Below are 355 nucleotides of genomic sequence, written 5' to 3' on the forward strand. Positions count from 1 at the left end.
CGTCGCCACTGACGTCGTCCGCTTCTTCGAGGATACCGTCAATGGCAGGACAGTTGACCTCCTTGGCCCTGACGCCATGCAGTTCGAACACTTCTTCGACGCGCTCAATATGGCCCTTCGTCTCCTGCAGATGTTTCTCGAAGCCAGCCTTCAACTGTGCGTCCGTTGCCTTTTCGATCATCTTCGGCAGCGCCTTCTCGATCTGCTTTTCGGCGTAGTAGATGTCGCGCAGCGTATGCACGAAGAGATCGTCCAGCGTTTTAATGTCCTTCGAAAAGAAGCCCATGGTCTTGGCCTTTCCACTGTTTCTGTTGTTGCGAGAATCCGATGGGCCACGGCAGGGCGAGCCACTAGG

1 protein-coding gene is annotated in these 355 nt (G+C 55.5%); it reads right to left on the reverse strand.

The window, feature by feature from the left end:
• Nucleotides 1-286, reverse strand: a 286-nt coding sequence (locus tag EN807_RS33370) for a DUF892 family protein (protein WP_135938004.1), incomplete at its 3' end; no start/stop codon positions are given.
• Between the last annotated feature and the right edge of the window lie 69 nt (nt 287-355).

Origin of the sequence: Mesorhizobium sp. M5C.F.Ca.ET.164.01.1.1 (genome assembly GCF_004792125.1) — a bacterium.
Taxonomy (GTDB): Bacteria; Pseudomonadota; Alphaproteobacteria; order Rhizobiales; family Rhizobiaceae; genus Mesorhizobium; species Mesorhizobium wenxiniae.